Origin of the sequence: Nocardia sp. NPDC051570, from assembly GCF_044454005.1 — a bacterium.
Lineage (GTDB): Bacteria > Actinomycetota > Actinomycetes > Mycobacteriales > Mycobacteriaceae > Nocardia.
The window spans coordinates 591,528-607,916 of record NZ_JBITDI010000003.1 but is presented as its reverse complement, the minus strand read 5'-3'; the positions used below and the strand labels follow the sequence as shown (position 1 = coordinate 607,916).

Genomic DNA, 16,389 nt, shown 5'->3' with positions numbered 1-16,389 from the left:
GCTCTTCCCCTGCTTCCTCATACTGGCCGCCCTCAGCGGAAGTCGGGCGTGTCAAGGATGCCCTTGGGCACCGCGTAGCGGACACCGGAGGTGGTCCTTGACTCGGTCGGCTGGAGCGAGACGATTGGGTCATGAGGAAGAAGGGGAGCTTCCCGCCACGATGACGGAGGCCTTGAGTTTTAGGCTTGACATACTTCGCAAGGCCTCCCCAGTTCGGGTGCCTCGCTATCCGGTGCGGTCCGGGAAGGAGTTGGGCCGCATCGGATAGCGGGCTGTCCGGTGTCCGGGCCTGGAGTCGGCGGCGGTGGCGACTCGCGTCCGGCGTCGTTGCCAGTGGCCCGGAGGAGGGGCCGAAGCCCCTGGGCGGTTACCGGTCGGGCGTGGTGAGGGCGATGTAGCACTCGCGGCAGAGCACTCTGTGGGCGAGTCCGCCACGTTCATCGCTGAGGTAGAGGTGGTGGGTGGCGGGGCTGTCGCACTTGGGGATTGCGCAGGTGGTGGTGTCGGTGGTCATGGTGGGGCTCCTTCCCGGTGGCGATCGATCTGGGCTTGCCCAGACCACCCAGCTGGGGCGCGGAAAAGGGTGGGCGGATGCCCATCACGTAGTGACGCGAAGCGCCCTTTGGAGTGCCCCAGCTGGGTGGTATGCCTTCGGCAGATCGTTCGTCACCGGGAAGGGGGCTGGTGACCGCTCCCCCGGTCTCCGTGCGGTCGACACCTGTTCTGCCCCAACCACACCATTGCCACCCGGATGCAATGGCCCGGTGAGAACGACGTGGTGTGCGGTGACCACAGCCGGTGGACTGAGCAGAGTGCCGGGCCGTTTCGGGATCGGCTGCGGGAGGCAAGTCGGGTACGGCTGTAGTCGTGCCCAGCACCGCTCGGACCGTTGGAGAAGTCAGTGATCAGAGATCGAGTGCGTTTTCCTGCGGTGTGGCGCGTGCGTGGGGCCGACGTGCCGACGCGCCGCGGCGACGTCCCATCAGCAGCGGTTGCGTGTCGCCGCGCGGCGGCGGCGCGCACGCGCCGCCGCCGCAGGCGGCGCTCTTGATCCTGTATGGCTGAATTCGGCAGTGGTCCGAATCAGTCGTGGGGGCCTCGGGAAGCCGCGGACGGCAGGATCAACCAAAGATTGAGTGCCAATCGGACGAATGCGGCCGAACACTCGGAACCGGTTGCGTTTCAACGGTTTCGGTCGGTGGTCCGGCGTAGGGTGACGGTCACCTCCGTCCGAGGGGCGAGTGGACCTGGTCCACACTCGCGCCCAGGAGGGAGGTGGTGGGTATGGCGAAGCATCGCCGGGAAAAGAGTGAAGCCCCGGTCGACTACGGCAAGGTGTTGGTAGCAGCTGCCGTGATCGCCGGGGCTTGCGTCCTGGTCCGCTGGTTGCGGCGGATTAGGTAACCCACCAGGTGAGGCGTCGGTTGCACGGCGTCCCACCGCCAGCATCACTCGCGTGACAGCACCAATACTACAACGTTGTGCTGCACTATTGGTGTATGTCGGCCGCTGGGCCCCCTTCAGGACGTCGGTTCTTAGCTGAGCGCGGGTAAGAGTTCCGACATGCTGGTGATGATCGCTTCTGGCTGGTACTCGGCAAGCCGCTCAGCCTTGCCCGGCTTGTTGGCGAAGGCGATAGCCGGAATGTCAGCAGCATGCGCAGCTTGGATGTCGGTAACCGAATCTCCAACGAATGAGCACCTCTCGGGCGGGAGCTTGAGGCTCGCCATCGCCTCCTTTAGGAGGTCGGGCGCGGGCTTGAGCCTGGCTACGTTCGAGGAGGTCCGTGCGAAGATGCCAGCGATGTACGGCCGCAGCCCGTGGGCAGCCAGATAGGCAGAGACGGCGGCGGATGAGTTGTTGCTGACGACGGCAACCCTGCGGAAAGGCACTGCGCCCGAACGGATTACGGCGTCAGCATGAGGGGTTGGCCTGGCGGTACGCACGGCCTCAAGTTCGGCATTGGTGAAGCACTCCTCAACTCGGGTGACGGTTGGTTCACCGAGCGCGCTTGCAGCGAAGTTGAGTACGTCGAACGGGTCACTGGTCGATGCCACTTCGGTCGGCGGGGTTACTCCGGTGGCATCGATTAGTTGAAGAGCCGCAGAGCGATTCGACAGGCCCGAGAATACGGCGCAGATAGGGCCGTCGAAATCCAGTAGCAGGCATGGCCGCTCGCGGAGAAGAGCGGTCACATCGGTCACGTGCGATATTCCCTTGCGACAGTGGTCCAGATGCTGTCGAACCACATTTGTGACTGGCTGACGAACTGGCTGCTCATACTCTCCGGTTCGGTGTCCTTGGCGAAGTGGAATAACTCGGCATCCTTGCCCATGAGGTCCCAAATAGCCGTCGATTCGCCGCCAAGCTCAAGCTTGTGCTCCCGGACCGGGTAGTAGCCGAAGAACACATCCTCACTGTTGAGGATGTACAGCTTGAACAACGGCACTGCGGGATATATCCAGACCTGCGCTGTAGCTACCGAGACGAGTCCGAGCCGAGCCAGCTCCGTCACTTCATCGACTACGGCGAGAGCGTGGCGTTCCATGATGCGGGTTGCTCGCTGACGGAATGCTGGGCTGTCGGATAGATCATCAGTCCGTGCTGGCAGCGACCACGGACGCGAGGGATCGGGTACGAGCATCCGGACCGTGAGGGAATCGGGCCGGAGGCGACCTTCGCGGATTCGGTCAAGCGGTTCGGCGATGGCGCCGTGCAAGGTCTCGCCGGAGAACCCGGAGAAGTCCAGCGTGACAGTCTTGGCCTGGAAGGCACGCTCGATGTATGGCCGGAGTCCGACCGGGCGTTCGGTGCGCTCGCGTACGTAGACACCGCTGCCCTTTCGGGAGATGACAAGACCCTCGTCACGTAGCGCACGAATGGCATTCTCGACGGTCGCCTTTGCCACGTTGTAGCGCTTGGCGAGATCCGGTTGCGACGGAAGCTTGTCGCCCGGGGCGAGTTTCCGCGTCAAGATCGCCGCTCGCAGGATGTTCGCGATTTGCTGCGACGGCGGGCGCGGGTCATCGGGGTCGAGTGCGTCCATTCCACCAGCTTAGACGATCTACCTAGGACACCCGGGAAAGCCTTGACCTTCCTAGGGAGGTGGTCTAGATTGAAAGTTACCTAGGGAGCCTGGGGAGCAGGCTTCAGGTCTAGAAATCGGAGGTCAACATGGCAATCCCCAAGGGCCACCAGTTCCCGATCGACCACGGTAAAGCGTTCCCGCAGCGGTTGATGCTGATGACGGCGATTGTTCCGGCGATCAAGTACAACCCGGACCGGAATGCGTTGCAGGAGCAGATGTTCGACTTCGACCCGAAGACCGGGGAGGGGTCGGGTCTGCCGTTGTGGAAGGCGACGGTGACCGATCCGCACGAGGCCAGCGACGGCAAGGGCAAGCGGGCGTCGTTCGAGATCACGTTCGTTGCGCAGCATCAGCCGATCCCAGCCGGTGAGCAGGTTGCTCCGGGTACTGACCTGTGGTGGATCGAGCTGGAGGGCTTGACCGCTGAGCCGAAGGTGATGGGTCAAGGCGAGTACAAGTACCTGGGCTATCAGTACCGGGCGACCGGGATCAAGGGCGATAACTCCGGGGCCAAGCAGCCTCCGGCTGATCCGGGTGCGTCGCGTCCGGCCGGTGGGAAGGCGGCTGCGTGATGTCGTCTTTCGTCACTGCCACAACGCATTTCGTATTCGAATCGGCCGAGTACTGGCCTGAGCGGGTGGAGCACTACGGCCCGGAGGGTCGCTCCGAGAGGCGTATCCCGGCCTATGTCTACGTGAGGCTCGGTGATGTCCGGCTGGTGTTGACCATCGAGGACGCTCGCGCCTTGGCGGACGCGCTGCCGAATGCGCTGGCTGAACACGAGTACGCGGAGTACGTCACCGATGCTGCCGTGCCGGTGAAGGCGGCGGCGTGATGCTCATTCGTGAGCGCTGGATGCTGGTAGCGCGGGTGTTCGCGGTCCTGGTGATCGTGGGCGTCGGCGCTGCCGCGTTCCGCCTGTCCTTCGCCACCTTGCGGGACCTCGCGGTGCTGGCGCATATTCCGGTCTCGGATGCGTGGCTGTTCCCGCTGATCGTGGACGGCACCATCCTTCAGGCCACCGCGGGCGTGCTGGTGCTGGCGAACACTGCCAAGGCCCGCCGCTGGTTCACCTGGGTGCTGGTCGCGGGTGCGGTGGTCTCGGTGGCCGGTAACAGCTTGCATGCCATCACAGGTGGTCACGAACTGCCCGGCCCGTTGTGCGCCCTGGTCGCGGCTATCGCTCCGATCGGCTTGCTGGTGGACACGCACGGACTGGTGATGCTGTTCCGCCTCGCCCGTGTCGAGTCGACGCCCGCTGTCGAACCGGCTCCGGAATCGATTCTGATCTCGGAATCGTCTGTGCCCGAACCTGATTCGACTACTCCTGCTTTCTCGCGACCGGTTCCGTCTTCGCCGGTTGCCCATCCCAATCCCGCACTCGTGCAGCCGGTTCGGCCTCGGGTGCGTCCAATCCATCCTCCGCGTCCGGCACAGCAACAGGCGCTGCCGCTCGCGGTGTCCTGACAAGGAGCTCCTGACAATGATCGCGTTCATTCCCTGGCTGTTCGCCCTGGTGGGCGGCATGGCCTTCCTGGCGTGGCTGTTCCCGTGGCCTGGTCGTCCCCGTGCTCGGCGGGAGCAGACCGCGCAGGAGATCGCCGCTGCGGCCCCGCCCGAGTTGCGTCCGGCGGTGTTGGTGTTGTGCGACCCGATGCATACCGCGTTGATGCTGCGGGCGGTCGGGCTCGGTGCGGTGGCGACCGGGTTCCCGCGGCTGGAGTTCTACGACTACGACCGGCAGGGCCTGGTGGTCGAGTTCCAGATGCTGGGCGGTCAGTCGTTCAAGGACTGGAACAACGACGAGACCCGCGACAAGCTCGCTCACTACTTGGGGGTGGCTCGGGTGACCGTGATCTCGCCCGAGCCGGGCTGGGTCCGTCTTCAGGTGCGCGTGTACGACACGCTCGCTGCCCCGGCAATGGTGCCGGTGGCGGTCCCCAATGATGTGGACCTGGAGGCGGTTCCGGTCGGTGTCCGCGAAGACGGCTTCCTATGGCTGCTGAAGGTGCTCTACGCCCATATCCTGCTCGCCGGCGCGATGGGGTCCGGGAAAGGCTCGGTGCTGTGGTCCATCATCGCCGGTATCGGCCCGGCCGTGAAAGCCGGGATCGTCGATATCTGGATGGCAGATCCCAAGGGCGGCATGGAATTCGGCCGCGGCCGCCGGTTGTGGGTCCGTTTCGAATACGACGGTGACCGCATCATCGCCATGCTCACCGAAGCAGTCACGGTGATGCAGGAGCGGGCGGCCCGGTTGATGGAAGCCGGTGTCCGCAAACACGTTCCGACCGTCGACGAGCCGCTGATCCTGATCATCATCGACGAGGCTGCTGCCCTGTCGTCGTATGCGACTCGTGAGCAGCAGGAGGAGTTCCGTCGGCTGACGGGTCTGTTGTTGTCGCAGGGCCGTGCGGTCGGGGTGTCGGTGATCGCCGCGTTGCAGGACCCGTCCAAGGAGACCATGCCCAACCGGCAACTGTTCCCGGTCCGCATCGGCTTGCGATTGGACGAGCCGACCCAGACGGCGATGGTGCACGGCCAGGGTGCCCGCGATCGAGGTGCCCGCTGCGACGAGATCCCGGACAGCACACCGGGTGTCGGCTACGTCGGGGAGGACGGCACCGCCGAATTCGTTCGGGTGCGCGCGTTCTGGGTGTCCAACGAGGACATCGACGCGATCGTCGGGGCGTACGCCCCCGACCAGCCCGACTTCGCTCCGCAGGCCGATTACAGCGATTTCGACCCTGATGACCTCGGCGACGAGGACCGCGGCGACGACGCGATGGGGGCGGCGGCATGAGGACTGGATTCGTCACCGAGGCACACGTGGTCGTCTACTGCGATTCCTGCGGCGACACCTACACCGAACCCCGGTACGAGGGTCTGTGTTTCACCTCCATCGCCCAGGCGATCTCCTACATCGCCGCCCGGGGTGCGGGTATCGGCTGGGTCTACAACGGTGACCGCGTCCTGTGTGACGGCTGCATCGCCACTGCTCGATGCGAGCAGCAGGGCCACACCTTTCCCGAATCCCGGCGCTGGTCGCTGGGCGAGAAGAACCGTCCCCGCACCTGCACCCGGTGCGGCATCTGCGACACCGAAATCGAGGAATGGTCATGAGAACCAACAACATTCGCCGGGTCGAGCGCGCCAACGCTGCCCGCCTCGAAGCTGAAGCGGTAGACGCGGTGGTCGATATCCGGGGTCGTCGGCGCTGCCACTACGAACGCTCGGGGATGGACCCGGTCAGCTTGGCGGTGCACCTGTGGGCCGAAACCGGTGAGGTTCCCGGCTGGGATACCGGTCTCGACGACGGCGGGGATTGGGCGGCATGACTACACGCAAGAAACCCGCCCCGATCGAACCGGTGCCGCTGAAACCGGTACCGCGACAAGTCAATCCGATCGTCCGTAAGGCTGCTGCCTCGGTCGCCAAGAACACCCGCCGGGGGTGTAAGGACCCAGAGCAGTTGCCCTTGTTCCCTCTTCCGAGAAAGTCGAAATGATGCTCACTCTGACCGATTTGTTCTGCGGGGCTGGTGGTTCCAGTTCCGGTGCGGCTGAGGTGCCGGGTATCGCGGTGCGGATGGCCGCGAACCATTGGCAGCTGGCGGTGGACACCCACCAGGCCAATCACGAATCGACCGATCACAAGTGCGCGGACATCTCGCAGGTCGATCCGCGCCTGTTCCCCCGCACGGACCTGCTGTGGGCCTCGCCGAGCTGCACGAACCACAGTGTGGCCCGGGGCCGTAAACGGAATGCGGACTGCCAGCCCGACCTGTTCGGGGAGATCCTGCCCGATGAGGCGGCCGAACGGTCACGGGCAACGATGTGGGATGTGGTGCGGTTCACCGAGCATCACCGGTACCGCGGCATCGTTGTGGAGAACGTCGTGGATGCGGCGAAGTGGGTGATGTGGCCGGCCTGGTGCCAAGCCTTGGAACTGCTGGGCTACCGGTATCGGGTGGTGTACCTGAACAGCATGCACGCCACTGCGGCGGGTGATCCGGCCCCGCAATCTCGTGATCGGCTGTATGTGGTGGCGTGGCGTGCGGGTGACCGTGCCCCGGATCTGGACCGCTGGACCCGCCCGCAGGCGTGGTGCCCGGTGTGCAGCCGTGAGGTGACCGCGGTGCAGGGGTGGAAGAACCCGGCTCGCCGGTGGGGCCGCTACCGCACCCAGTACTTGTGGCGCTGCCCGAACGTGTCGTGCCGCAACAGGATTGTCGAACCGGCGTGGCTGCCCGCGTCCTCGGTGATCGACTGGACCCTGCGCGGGGAACGGATCGGGGATCGCCGTAAACCGTTGAAGGCCAAGACCCGGGCCCGTATTCAGGACGGGCTGACGCGCTTCGCCGCCGATCCCGGGCTGTTGGTGCCCACGGGCGGCACTCGCCGTGATCGGGCCTACAGCGTGGCCGAGGCGATGCCGACACGCACCACGACCGAATCCGATGCCCTGCTGGTGCCGGTGGAGGCCCGTGCGGGCGTGCAGGCTCGTTCGGTGGTCTCGCCGGTCCGTACGATCACCACGCGCAGCGAGACCGCGCTGCTGGTCCCGTATTACAGCACGGGTACAGCGTCTTCGGTGACGGCACCGATGAGCACGGTCACTACCCGGGATCGGTTCGCAATGGTGGTACCGCTGCGCAACCACAACACAGCCAAGCTGCTCACCGAACCGTTGGACACGATCGCAGCGGCGGGCACCCATCACGGATTGACCACGCTCGCGCCGGCGGTGGATGACTGTGAGTTCCGGATGCTCGAACCCGCCGAGATCGCACGCGCGATGGCTTTCGACCCCGGATACGTGATCCTGGGCAACCGGCGCGAACGGGTCCGCCAAGCCGGTAACGCGGTCACCCCGCCCGCCGCCCGGGACTTGGTGTCCGCGCTCGCGGAAGCCCTCGGCCACGAGGTTCCGGCGGTGGCAGCATGAACCAGACACGAAACACCAGTCAGCGCAACAACTTCGATGTATTCGATCTGTTCGCCTCGGCACTGCTGCACCTGGTCTGGTACCTGCTGATCGCCGCAGGGGTGGTCGCCTGGTGGGCGGTGTTGTTCCCGATGGTATCGGTCCCGATCGTTGCTGCGGTGGTCGTGTGGGTGCTGGCGGGCAAGGTGCTGGGTGTCGTGGTGGTCGGGGTGTTCATCGCGGTGATGGTGCTGTGGCGAGGGCGGAGTCCGCAGACCTTCGAGCGGTGGATCACCTCGCGGGCCCGTGCCCGGTTCCTCACCTGGTGGCGCTACCGCCGCTGCTGGGCGCAATACCTGCGCGCGTGCAATCTCACTGTCACCCGGGAGGATTCGACGTTGGTGCCGCGGCTGGTGACAGTGCGGATCGGTGACGCGCTGGATCGGGTGCGGGTGCGGATGCTGGAGGGTCAATGCCCCGCCGACTACGAGAGCCGTGTCGACCGGATCGCCCACACATTCGGCGCCCATGGATGCCGCGCCACCATCGTCGGCCCCGGCCTGATGGAACTGGTTCTGCGCCGGACCGATTCGCTTGCCGAAACCATCACCCTGCCCCGCCTCAACGACGGCTACCGGAAGGACGCTGCTTGATGACCGAGATCAACGACACTGCTGCGGCCCGGCAGACCGCCGCGGAACGTCGTGCCCAGCCGGACCTGCTCGATATCGCGCATGCGGCGGCGGAGAAGTTCGATGTGTGTCAGCGGCCGATCCCGATGCGGGTGGAGGACCCGAAGACGGGCACGGTCACCTACGAGGGCGCACCGTGCAAGTCCACGATCCAATCGGTGTGCCCGGCGTGTGCGAAAGCTCATCGCCTGCTGCGGATCGCGCAGTGCCGGGAGGGCTGGCACATCGGGGAAGAACCGGTCCCCTACACGGTGGAGCCGACCGAGCAGCAAATCGAATTGCTCACCGCCCGTGCTGATCTGGTCACCGAGTACCGGCAGGCCGTCGCTGACGGGGATGAGGAGTTGGCGACTGTTATCCGGGAGGAGGTGATCCGGGATCTGGACCGGGAGTTGCGGGAAACCGGTCTGCGTGGTCGTCTCCCGGCCGTGGACGCTACCGCGAAAGATCGGCGTCGGCGCTCGACTCGCAGGCGGCAGGACGCCCCGAATCTGCCCCGGCGCAAGGTGGAGCGTCGCACGCTCGGCAAGGTGTTCGCGGAGTTGTACCGGCCGAGCATGTTCGTCACCCTCACCATGCCCTCGTACGGGCGGATCAACACCGACGGCGCCACCGACGAGAAGGGCAAGCCGTGCTCGGACGGGTCGCCGGTGAACCCGGGCGGCTACGACTACACCACACAGGCACGCGACATCGTGTTCTTCTCCAAGCTGGTGGACCGCTGGATTCAGAACCTGCGCCGCGCGGTCGGCTGGGACGTGCAGTATTTCGCGACGGTGGAACCACAGCTGCGCGGTGCCCCGCACCTGCACATCCTGATTCGTGGCGCGGTCTCGCGGGAGATTCTTCGCCAGGTGACCGCGGCGACGTATCACCAGGTGTGGTGGCCGTACTTCGATCCAGAGAACCGTATCTACGGCGGCGGCCATCAGCCGGTGTGGGACAGGCGCAGAGCCGCGTTCGTGGACCCGATAACCGGTGAACCGCTCACCGATTGGGATACCGCGCTGGATGCCCCGCAGCGGCAACCCGCACATGTGGTGCGGTTCGGGGAGCAGATGGACCGCAAGCACATTCAGGGCGTGATCGCGGAGAAGGCCGGCAAGACCATCGGCTACGTCACCAAGTACCTGGTGAAGTCGATCAGCGAAATCGTCGAACCGCGCTCGGACCGGGCTGCTGAGCATTACGACCGGTTGCATGCCGCGTTGCAGCATGTGCCGTGTTCACCGCAGTGTCCGGTGTGGCTGGAATACGGCATCGTGCCCCGCGGCGCCAGCGACAAGACCGTCCCCGGCCGCTGCAAGGGCAAAGCCCATCGCCGCGACACTCTCGGCCTGCCCGGCCGCCGTGTGCTGGTGTCGCGGCGTTGGTCGGGTAAGACGCTTCCGGATCACCGGGCCGATCGGGTGGAGTTTGTTCGGCAGATGCTGGCCGCGGTCGGCATCGTCAAGCCGGACACCTCGCATCTGAAGGTCACTCCAGTCGAGCCCGGGGACAAGCAACGCCCTCTGCGTGAGTACCTGATCATGGGCGCGATCTCTCGCCGGTCTGTGTGGCGTGCGGAGTATCTGAGAGCCCGGATGGCTGCCAATCCGGCTGGGGCGCAAGAAAGTTCGGCAACTCAAGATGCGGCGTAGGGGGGCGACGATGGATCTACCCGAGAATCGGATGTGGACACCGGAAGAGGTTGCGTACTTCCTCGATGTTCCGGTGAAGACTCTCTACCAGTGGAAATGGCTCGGTGAGGGGCCGCCTGTGAAGAAGGTGGGCCGTCACCTGCGATACGACCCAGTGAAGCTGCGGGCATGGTTCGCCGCTGGTGATGAGGCGGCCTGATGGGACACGTCGAAGATCGCTGGTATCGGGCCAAGCGCGACAAGGCCACCGATGAGGTAGTTCTGAATGGTCGCGGCAAGCCGGTGATGGAACCAACCGAGTTGCACGGCAAGGGGCTTCGTTATCGCGTGCGTTACGTCGATCCGGATGGTGCGGAACGATCTACGTCGTTCCCGGATCGGCAGAAGAAACGGGCCGACGATTTCCTGATCGAGGTCGAATCGCATAAACGGCAGGGCACCTACGTCGATCCTCGCGCGGCGAAGAAGACGTTTCGGCAACAGGGTGACACGTGGCTGAAGGTGCAGTCGGATGATCCGGCCACCCGGGAGGCGTTGCGTAGTCGCCTGGATCAGCAGATTTATCCGGTGCTGGGCGACAAGCCGTTCACTGTGATCGAGCAACCGGCCACGATTCGGGAGTGGCTCGGCAAGCTGGCGGACGCTGGCCTGTCGGAGAATTACAAAACAGTGTGTTTCACGATCGTGTCTTCGATCTGCGATTCGGCTGTGGACGACAAGATTATTCGCCGTAATCCGTGCAAGGTGAAGTCGGTGCCGCGGCCGGTGAGCCGCAGTCCGAAAGTGGTCGTCTGGCCGGAGGCGCGGTTGCGTGCGGTCGAATCGGCGTTACCGGGCCGGTTTCGGATCGCCACGAAACTCGGTGCGGGTGCGGGACTTCGGCAAGGCGAGATCCTGGGCTACTCCCCCGACGACATCGATCGCGATGCACAGGAATTCCGGGTGGAGCGCCAGATCAAGACCGTGAAGGGCGTGATGATGTTCGCGTTGCCCAAGGGCGGCAAGACTCGTGCGGTTCCGGCGGCAGACAGCATGATCACGGCCGTTGATGGTCATCTCGAACGGTATCCCGCAGTGCCGGTGACGTTGCCGTGGGGTCGCCCGGACGGTCCGCCGGTGACGGTTCGGTTGTTGGCGACTGGTGACGGCGGACGGCTGTACCGGGGAGATACCTTCACAAAGGTGGTGTGGCAGAACGCATTTCGATCCGCCGGATTGGAGTACCGGAACCGGATCGATGGCATGCACGCACTGCGGCATTTCTTCGCGTCGATGCTGCTGGCCAACGGATGTTCGATCAAGGAACTGGCCGAATTCCTCGGGCACAGCGATCCGGGTTTCACCCTGAAGATCTACACGCACCTGGTGCCGGACAGCTACGACCGGGCGCGCACTGCGGTGGACGGAGTGCTCGGGCGGCCTGTGCTCCTCGACGGCCTGGGGACGGCCTGACGATGAGGAATCGGACCTGCCCGAGCATCCCGCCTACGCGCGAAATATCACCTGAGCAGGGCGCGGCTCATGACCAGCCGCTGGATCTGGTTCGTACCCTCATAGATCTGCGTGATCTTGGCGTCGCGCATCATGCGCTCGACCGGGAAGTCGGTGGTGTAACCCGCGCCGCCGAACAACTGGACGGCATTCGTGGTGACCTCCATGGCCACATCCGAGGCGAAGCATTTCGCCGCGGCGGAGATGAAACCGAGGTTCTTCTCGCCGCGCTCGGCGCGGGCGGCCGAGGTGTAGACCATCAGGCGCGCGGCCTCCACCTTCATCGCCATATCGGCGATCATGAATTGGGTGTTCTGGAAATCGGCGATGGCCTTGCCGAACTGCTTGCGATCCTTGGTATAGGCGATCGCGGCGTCGAGCGCGCCCTGGGCCAGGCCGACGGCCTGCGCGCCGATGGTCGGGCGGGTGTGGTCGAGAGTCTGGAGTGCGGTCTTGAAGCCGGTGCCCTCCGCGCCGATGATCCGGTCGCCGGGGACGCGGCAGTTCTCGAAGTACAGCTCGGCGGTCGGCGAACCCTTGATGCCGAGCTTATGCTCGAGCGGGCCGACGACGAAGCCCTCGTCATCGGAGTGGACCATGAACGCCGAAATGCCGTTGGCGCCCTTGTCCGGATCGGTCACGGCCATCACGGTGTACCAGGTGGACTGGCCGCCGTTGGTGATCCAGCACTTGGAGCCGTTGATGATCCAGTCGTCGCCGTCGCGGCGGGCGCGGGTGCGCATGCTCGCGGCATCCGAACCGGCCTCGCGCTCGGACAGACAGTAGGAGGCCATCTTGCCGTCGACGATATCGGCGAGGACCGTCTGCTTGAGCTCCTCGGAGCCGTTGAGGATCAGGCCCATGGTGCCCAGCTTGTTGACCGCCGGGATCAGCGAGGACGAACCGCAGACGCGGGCGACCTCCTCGATCACGATGCAGGTGGCCACCGAATCCGCGCCCTGGCCGCCGTAGGCCTCGGGCACGTGCACGGCGTTGAAGCCCGCGGCGTTGAGCGCGTTGAGCGCCTCCTGCGGGAATCGGGCCTGGCCGTCGACGTCCTTGGCGTGCGGGGCGATCTCCTTCTCGGACAGACCGCGGATGGCCTCGCGCAGTTCGTGATGGATGTCGTCCAGTTTGAACAGGTCGAAATCGGGGTTGCCCGCCATGGGTTCCACTCCTGGTCGTCGGTTGCTTCAATCAGCAGGTCCCGGCAGGGACCGCGAATCTCCGGCATGTCGGCACTCAGTGCCATTCATTATGGAAGTATACGCCGCAGCATCGCGACCACATGTGCCTATGTCCGACATTTCACTTGGCACTGAGTGCCAACTAGCAGATTGTGATGCCGCTCACAGATTACCGAGCCGATGCGCGAGCAGATCGGCGATCTGCCGCGGCGGCATGTTCCGCGGAAAGACCGCGACCACCAGCTCATCCGCGCTCGCCCGGCCCGGCCGCGGGATCGCCGCCAGGGCCGCGCGCAGATCGGCCGCGCTCGCCTCCGACTGCCCGCGCACCATGCGCCGCAGCAGATAGTTGTGCGTGGCCGTCACCGCCGCGGTGAACTGGATCAGCACCAGATCCGCCGCATCGCCCACCTGCGAGCGCAGATAGTCGGTGAACAACCGCTCGTACCGGAACACCGTGACGATCTCCCGATCCCGCAGCGCCGGCACCTGCCGCACCACCCGATACCGCCGCGCCGCCAATTCCCGTGTCTGCGTGAACCTTTCGAACACCCCCAGCACGGCCGCACACACCGCGTCCCACGGATCCCCGCGCACCCCATCCAAATACGCCCGAGCCGCCGCCAATTGCGCCTCATGATCGGCGAACACCACATCCTCCTTCGACCGAAACTGCCGAAAGAAGGTCCGCCGCGAGATCCCCGCCGCCTCGGCGATCTCGTCGACGGTGGTCGCCTCATACCCCTGCTCGGCGAACAACCGCAGGGCATGATCCACCACGGTCAACTTGAACCGGGCGGCCTCCGCACTGACACGGGCACTGACCAAGTCGTCGTGGGACACGATGCCACCGTAGCGAGGACCCGAGACCGCGAGCCGGTCGGCCGACGACGAACTCACCCAGCGCGGCTGCTCACCCGAGTAAGCGGGTGCGCAGGGCGTTGTCCTTTTCCAGGACCAGTTTCTCCAGGTCGGATTGGAAACGTCGCATGGCCGAGCGGAGTTCGGGGTCGGTGGTGGCGAGGATGCGGACGGCCAGGAGGCCCGCGTTGCGGGCGCCGCCGATGGAGACCGTGGCGACGGGGACGCCGGCGGGCATCTGGACGATGGACAGCAGGGAGTCCATGCCGTCGAGGTACTTCAGGGGGACCGGGACGCCGATGACCGGCAGGGGGGTCGCCGAGGCGACCATGCCGGGCAGATGGGCGGCGCCGCCCGCGCCCGCGATGATCACCTGGATGCCGCGGTCGGCGGCCTCGCGGGCGTAGTCGAGCATGCGCTGGGGGGTGCGGTGGGCGGAGACGACGCCGACCTCGAAGCGAATCCCGAACTCCGCCAACGCCTCCGCGGCCGCCTCCATGGTCGGCCAGTCGGAGTCGCTGCCCATGATCAGGCCGACCCGCGCTGTCGTGTTGTCATTCATGGTGATCCCATCCGTCGGTCCATACCGCGTGCGACATCCAGTGCGCCGCCCGCTCCGCCTGCTCGCGGACCTCGGTCACATCGTCGCCGAGGATGTTGATATGCCCGATCTTGCGCTTCGGGCGCTCGCCCTTGCCGTACAGGTGCACCCGCGCGCGCGGCATGCGGGCGAACAGATGATGCAGCCGCTCGTCCATCGACATCTCCGGGGCCGCGTCGGCGCCGAGGATGTTGGCCATCACGGTCACCGGGGCCAGCGGGCTGGTGTCGCCGAGCGGATAGTCGAGTACGGCCCGCAGATGCTGTTCGAACTGGCCGGTGACCGCGCCGTCCATACCCCAGTGCCCGGAGTTGTGCGGACGCATCGCGAGCTCGTTGACCAGTAGTTCGCCGGCGTGGGTTTCGAACAGCTCCACGGCCATCGCGCCCGTGACACCGAGTTCGGCCGCCAGCCGCAGTGCCAGCCCGCTGGCCTCGACGGCCCGCTCCTTCGGCAGATCCTGGGCGGGCGCGATGACGACCGCGCACTGGCCCTCGCGCTGTACGGTCTCCACCACCGGCCAGGCCGCGGCCTGACCGAACGGCGAGCGCGCGACCATCGCCGACAGCTCCCGCTTCAGATCCACCCGCTGCTCGGCCATCAGGACCACGCCGTGCGCCAGCTGATCGGTCATGACGGTATCGGCCTCGGCGCGATCATCGATCATCCAGACCCCGCGCCCGTCGTAGCCCCCGCGCACGGCCTTGAGCACGAACGGCCAGCCGTGCTCGTCAGCGAATGCGACCGCGTCGGAGACGGATTCGACGGCGGCGAAGGGCGGCACCGGCACGCCGAGTTCGGCCAGCTTGCGCCGCATGGCCAGCTTGTCCTGGGCATACACCAGGGCCCGCGGCGGCGGCTGCACGTTCACGCCCTCGGCCACCAGGGTCTCGAGGTGTTCGGTGGGCACCTGCTCGTGATCGAAGGTCAGCGCGTGCGAGCCGACGGCCGCCTTGCGCAGGGCGGCCAGATCGGTATGCGCGCCGAGCACGACCTCGGGCGTCACCTGGGCGGCCGGATCATCGGGACGTTCGGCGAGCACCCGCAGCCGCTGGCCCAATGCGACGGCAGCCTGGTGGGTCATCCGAGCGAGCTGTCCGCCACCGATCATGGTCACAGTCGGCATGCCCGACAAATCGAAGAAACGGGTGGTCACGGGCCACTATGTTGTCATGCCTTCGACTTCGCGGACGCACGCGGGTTGGTTGCCCGGATAACGAGCGACGTAGACTCGGTCCGTGTCATTTGTCGACGACGTGGTCAGCGTCCTGCCCAAAACACTACGCGACCTCGCATATCGCCATCACGAACTGATCAAGTTCGCGATCGTGGGTGCGTCCACGTTCATCGTCGACAGCGGCATCTTCTACCTGTTGAAACTGACGGTTCTGTCGTCCAAGCCGATCACCGCGAAGATCATTTCCGGCGTGATCGCGGTCATCGCGTCCTACATCCTGAACCGGGAATGGTCGTTCAAGGGTCGCGGCGGGCGCGAACGCCATCACGAGGCGCTGCTGTTCTTCGTCGTCAGCGGCGTCGGCGTACTCCTCAGCAATGTGCCGCTGTGGATGTCGCGCTACGTCTTCCATCTGCAGGTGCCCGATGTCAGCCTGCTGGCCGAGAACCTCGCCGACTTCTTCAGCGCCTTCATCATCGGCAACATCCTGCAGATGGTGTTCCGATTCTGGGCCATGCGCCGCTGGGTATTTCCGGATGAGATCGATTCCCTGGTCGGGGAATTAGGGGAACTCTACGAAGAGGAAGAACAGCGCAGCTGAGTTTTTGGCGCCGACTTCGTCGGCGCGGGTTTGCGGCGCCCGGAGGCTCGTCGTTCGGGCACCGCTGCTTGCTCCTTCGTCGCTTGCGCAGCGGCACCCGAACGACGAGCCGCCCCCCGGTGCGA

The 16,389-nt window shown here is 65.6% G+C and carries 19 protein-coding genes; 12 read left to right on the top strand and 7 right to left on the bottom strand.

All coding sequences use genetic code 11. The features are described from left to right. Positions 1–367 precede the first annotated feature (367 nt). From ACIA76_RS09760 to ACIA76_RS09750, 3 genes are all read right to left on the bottom strand, one after another. Complete coding sequence (locus tag ACIA76_RS09760) at positions 368–514, bottom strand: hypothetical protein (RefSeq protein ID WP_397150498.1); 147 nt, start codon at positions 512–514, stop codon at positions 368–370. A gap of 1,021 nt (positions 515–1,535) precedes the next feature. Next, positions 1,536–2,204 (bottom strand): HAD family hydrolase, encoded by a 669-nt coding sequence (locus ACIA76_RS09755; protein ID WP_397150496.1) that lies wholly within the window; start codon positions 2,202–2,204, stop codon positions 1,536–1,538. Then, positions 2,201–3,046 (bottom strand): GntR family transcriptional regulator, encoded by an 846-nt coding sequence (locus ACIA76_RS09750; RefSeq protein ID WP_397150494.1) that lies wholly within the window; start codon positions 3,044–3,046, stop codon positions 2,201–2,203. The genes ACIA76_RS09755 and ACIA76_RS09750 overlap by 4 nt, the downstream gene beginning before the upstream one ends. Before the next feature lie 128 nt (positions 3,047–3,174). Between ACIA76_RS09750 and ACIA76_RS09745 the strand changes: the two genes are divergently transcribed. From ACIA76_RS09745 to xerC, 11 genes are all read left to right on the top strand, one after another. Then, positions 3,175–3,660 (top strand): hypothetical protein, encoded by a 486-nt coding sequence (locus ACIA76_RS09745; RefSeq protein WP_397150492.1) that lies wholly within the window; start codon positions 3,175–3,177, stop codon positions 3,658–3,660. Further along, entirely contained in the window at positions 3,657–3,923 is a 267-nt protein-coding gene (locus ACIA76_RS09740; RefSeq protein WP_397150490.1) for a hypothetical protein, read from the top strand. The genes ACIA76_RS09745 and ACIA76_RS09740 overlap by 4 nt, the downstream gene beginning before the upstream one ends. After that, positions 3,923–4,555, top strand: a complete 633-nt coding sequence (locus ACIA76_RS09735) for a DUF2637 domain-containing protein (protein ID WP_397150716.1) — start codon at positions 3,923–3,925, stop codon at positions 4,553–4,555. The genes ACIA76_RS09740 and ACIA76_RS09735 overlap by 1 nt, the downstream gene beginning before the upstream one ends. A 16-nt stretch (positions 4,556–4,571) precedes the next feature. Further along, complete coding sequence (locus tag ACIA76_RS09730) at positions 4,572–5,891, top strand: FtsK/SpoIIIE domain-containing protein (RefSeq protein ID WP_397150488.1); 1,320 nt, start codon at positions 4,572–4,574, stop codon at positions 5,889–5,891. After that, entirely contained in the window at positions 5,888–6,211 is a 324-nt protein-coding gene (locus tag ACIA76_RS09725) for a hypothetical protein (RefSeq protein ID WP_397150486.1), read from the top strand. Before ACIA76_RS09730 ends, ACIA76_RS09725 begins: the two co-directional genes overlap by 4 nt. Then, the gene (locus tag ACIA76_RS09720; RefSeq protein ID WP_397150484.1) at positions 6,208–6,426 is read left to right on the top strand and encodes a hypothetical protein; all 219 of its coding nucleotides are present in this window, start codon (positions 6,208–6,210) and stop codon (positions 6,424–6,426) included. The genes ACIA76_RS09725 and ACIA76_RS09720 overlap by 4 nt, the downstream gene beginning before the upstream one ends. Positions 6,427–6,592: 166 nt before the next feature. Further along, positions 6,593–8,035, top strand: a complete 1,443-nt coding sequence (locus tag ACIA76_RS09715; RefSeq protein ID WP_397150482.1) for a DNA cytosine methyltransferase — start codon at positions 6,593–6,595, stop codon at positions 8,033–8,035. Further along, positions 8,032–8,667, top strand: coding sequence for a hypothetical protein (locus ACIA76_RS09710; protein ID WP_397150480.1), 636 nt, complete (start codon positions 8,032–8,034; stop codon positions 8,665–8,667). Before ACIA76_RS09715 ends, ACIA76_RS09710 begins: the two co-directional genes overlap by 4 nt. Then, a complete protein-coding gene (locus tag ACIA76_RS09705; RefSeq protein WP_397150478.1) occupies positions 8,667–10,346 on the top strand; it encodes a replication initiator in 1,680 nt (559 codons plus the stop codon). Before ACIA76_RS09710 ends, ACIA76_RS09705 begins: the two co-directional genes overlap by 1 nt. Before the next feature lie 10 nt (positions 10,347–10,356). Then, positions 10,357–10,545: a helix-turn-helix transcriptional regulator gene (locus ACIA76_RS09700; protein WP_397150476.1), complete on the top strand. Its 189-nt coding sequence runs from the start codon at positions 10,357–10,359 to the stop codon at positions 10,543–10,545. Next, entirely contained in the window at positions 10,545–11,798 is a 1,254-nt protein-coding gene (gene xerC, locus ACIA76_RS09695; protein WP_397150474.1) for a tyrosine recombinase XerC, read from the top strand. The genes ACIA76_RS09700 and xerC overlap by 1 nt, the downstream gene beginning before the upstream one ends. A gap of 47 nt (positions 11,799–11,845) precedes the next feature. Here the strand turns inward: xerC and ACIA76_RS09690 are convergent, their stop codons facing one another. From ACIA76_RS09690 to ACIA76_RS09675, 4 genes are all read right to left on the bottom strand, one after another. Continuing rightward, entirely contained in the window at positions 11,846–13,003 is a 1,158-nt protein-coding gene (locus tag ACIA76_RS09690) for an acyl-CoA dehydrogenase (protein WP_397150472.1), read from the bottom strand. A 183-nt stretch (positions 13,004–13,186) separates the two neighbouring features. Further along, on the bottom strand, positions 13,187–13,867 hold the full coding sequence (locus tag ACIA76_RS09685) for a TetR family transcriptional regulator (RefSeq protein ID WP_397150470.1): 681 nt from the start codon (positions 13,865–13,867) through the stop codon (positions 13,187–13,189). Between the two features lie 70 nt (positions 13,868–13,937). Beyond that, positions 13,938–14,447, bottom strand: coding sequence for a 5-(carboxyamino)imidazole ribonucleotide mutase (gene purE / locus ACIA76_RS09680; protein ID WP_397150468.1), 510 nt, complete (start codon positions 14,445–14,447; stop codon positions 13,938–13,940). Further along, positions 14,440–15,612, bottom strand: coding sequence for a 5-(carboxyamino)imidazole ribonucleotide synthase (locus ACIA76_RS09675; protein ID WP_397150714.1), 1,173 nt, complete (start codon positions 15,610–15,612; stop codon positions 14,440–14,442). Before ACIA76_RS09675 ends, purE begins: the two co-directional genes overlap by 8 nt. 112 nt (positions 15,613–15,724) lie before the next feature. Between ACIA76_RS09675 and ACIA76_RS09670 the strand changes: the two genes are divergently transcribed. Continuing rightward, positions 15,725–16,264 carry a GtrA family protein gene (locus ACIA76_RS09670; protein WP_397150466.1) on the top strand — a complete coding sequence of 180 codons (540 nt, stop codon included), beginning with the start codon at positions 15,725–15,727 and terminating at the stop codon, positions 16,262–16,264. The last annotated feature ends 125 nt before the right edge of the window (positions 16,265–16,389 follow it).

Bases quoted from the DNA above. Each gene is read 5' to 3' on its own strand.
- ACIA76_RS09760 (WP_397150498.1), bottom strand. From the start codon at position 514: ATGACCACCGACACCACCACCTGCGCAATCCCCAAGTGCGACAGCCCC.
- ACIA76_RS09750 (WP_397150494.1), bottom strand. From the start codon at position 3,046: ATGGACGCACTCGACCCCGATGACCCGCGCCCGCCGTCGCAGCAAATC.
- ACIA76_RS09745 (WP_397150492.1), top strand. From the start codon at position 3,175: ATGGCAATCCCCAAGGGCCACCAGTTCCCGATCGACCACGGTAAAGCG.
- ACIA76_RS09735 (WP_397150716.1), top strand. From the start codon at position 3,923: ATGCTCATTCGTGAGCGCTGGATGCTGGTAGCGCGGGTGTTCGCGGTC.
- ACIA76_RS09730 (WP_397150488.1), top strand. From the start codon at position 4,572: ATGATCGCGTTCATTCCCTGGCTGTTCGCCCTGGTGGGCGGCATGGCC.
- ACIA76_RS09725 (WP_397150486.1), top strand. From the start codon at position 5,888: ATGAGGACTGGATTCGTCACCGAGGCACACGTGGTCGTCTACTGCGAT.
- ACIA76_RS09720 (WP_397150484.1), top strand. From the start codon at position 6,208: ATGAGAACCAACAACATTCGCCGGGTCGAGCGCGCCAACGCTGCCCGC.
- ACIA76_RS09715 (WP_397150482.1), top strand. From the start codon at position 6,593: ATGATGCTCACTCTGACCGATTTGTTCTGCGGGGCTGGTGGTTCCAGT.
- ACIA76_RS09710 (WP_397150480.1), top strand. From the start codon at position 8,032: ATGAACCAGACACGAAACACCAGTCAGCGCAACAACTTCGATGTATTC.
- ACIA76_RS09705 (WP_397150478.1), top strand. From the start codon at position 8,667: ATGACCGAGATCAACGACACTGCTGCGGCCCGGCAGACCGCCGCGGAA.
- ACIA76_RS09700 (WP_397150476.1), top strand. From the start codon at position 10,357: ATGGATCTACCCGAGAATCGGATGTGGACACCGGAAGAGGTTGCGTAC.
- xerC (WP_397150474.1), top strand. From the start codon at position 10,545: ATGGGACACGTCGAAGATCGCTGGTATCGGGCCAAGCGCGACAAGGCC.
- ACIA76_RS09690 (WP_397150472.1), bottom strand. From the start codon at position 13,003: ATGGCGGGCAACCCCGATTTCGACCTGTTCAAACTGGACGACATCCAT.
- purE (WP_397150468.1), bottom strand. From the start codon at position 14,447: ATGAATGACAACACGACAGCGCGGGTCGGCCTGATCATGGGCAGCGAC.
- ACIA76_RS09675 (WP_397150714.1), bottom strand. From the start codon at position 15,612: ATGCCGACTGTGACCATGATCGGTGGCGGACAGCTCGCTCGGATGACC.